The 1,139-nt window shown below is 79.1% G+C and carries 1 protein-coding gene and 2 pseudogenes; all 3 read left to right on the top strand.

The features are described from left to right. Window positions 1-57: 57 nt before the first annotated feature. A pseudogene (locus ACWEVO_RS36905) lies at window positions 58-288 on the top strand (hypothetical protein); the annotation flags it as partial. A 106-nt stretch (window positions 289-394) separates the two neighbouring features. Beyond that, a complete protein-coding gene (locus tag ACWEVO_RS36910) occupies window positions 395-763 on the top strand; it encodes a hypothetical protein (protein ID WP_452312008.1) in 369 nt (122 codons plus the stop codon). A 106-nt stretch (window positions 764-869) separates the two neighbouring features. After that, window positions 870-1,139: pseudogene (locus tag ACWEVO_RS36915) on the top strand (DUF4870 domain-containing protein); the annotation flags it as partial.

Here is a 1,139-nt window from a genome sequence, read left to right on the forward strand (position 1 = left end):
GTCGCCGCCGCCGCGTTCCTCGCCTGGGCCACCGGCGCGGCGCTGGCCGCCACCCCGCTGCTCGGCGCGGTCCTGCTCGGCCGGGTCGCCGCCGGGGGCGGGCTCACCGTGATGGCGATCGCCCTGCTCACCCTGCTCCAGCGCAGCACCCCGGACCGGCTCCAGGGCCGGGTGTACGCCGGCTTCGAGGTGACCACGACCGTCCCGCAGACCGCCTCGATCGCGCTCGGGGCGTACCTGATCGGGGTGCTCGACTACCGGGTCCTGCTGCTCACCGAGGCCGCCGTGGTGGCGGTCGCCGCGCTGCTGCTGTTCGGCGCCCGGCGGTACGCGGTCCCGGCGGTCCGGACGGCGGCGGGACCGGACCCGGCCCGGTCGGGGCATGATGGTGGACATGACGACCGTGCCCGGGCAGGTGCCCGTCGCGCCGCCCGCGCCGCGCCAACCGCTCGACCCAGAGCCGGTCCGCGCGACCAAGGCCCCCGCGGTCTTCGCCCTCGGGCTGATCGGCGCGCTGACCGGGTTCTTCATCGGCGGGGTGGTGCCCTCGACGATCGCCCTGACGCTGGCCCGGCAGGCCCGCCGGGAGGCGTACGCCTCGGGTGGCTTCCTCACCGGCGGCGACCGGCTGCGCCGGGGGGAGCGGCTGGCGTGGGTCGGCCTGGTGCTGGCGGCGTTCGCCGTGGTGGCGGCGGTGGTGATCGGGGTGGTCCGGTTGGCCGACGCCCCCTTCGGCCACGACTACGCCCCGAACATCGACTGACCGGGCGGGGGAGCGGGCCGCGCCCGACCCCGCCGGCGGGACCCGCGACGGTAGCCTGGCCGGTGTCCGCCACGCGGCGGGTGAGCCACGTCGACAGGAGGATCCCGTGACGGAACCGGCCCCTTCGCCGGGCGGCGACCCGACCCGGTCCGTCACCGGACCGGACGAGGCCGGGTCCGCGTCCCACGCCGAGCCGGCCAGCCCGTGGGCGGCGCCGGGGGCCGGAGCCGACGAGGGGCCGAGCGCACCGCCGGAGGGCGCCAGCATGGGGTACGCCCCGCCGCCGGTCGCGCCCGGCGGACCCTGGTCGCCGCTCGGCCCGTATCCCCCCGCCGGACCGTGGGGGCCACCCGGCCAGCCGGCGCCGGCCGGGTCA

The organism is Micromonospora sp. NPDC003776 (assembly GCF_053605645.1).

What these genes read in the sequence shown, in the direction of transcription:
- ACWEVO_RS36910 (WP_452312008.1), top strand. Translation starts at nt 395, where the DNA reads ATGACGACCGTGCCCGGGCAGGTGCCCGTCGCGCCGCCCGCGCCGCGC.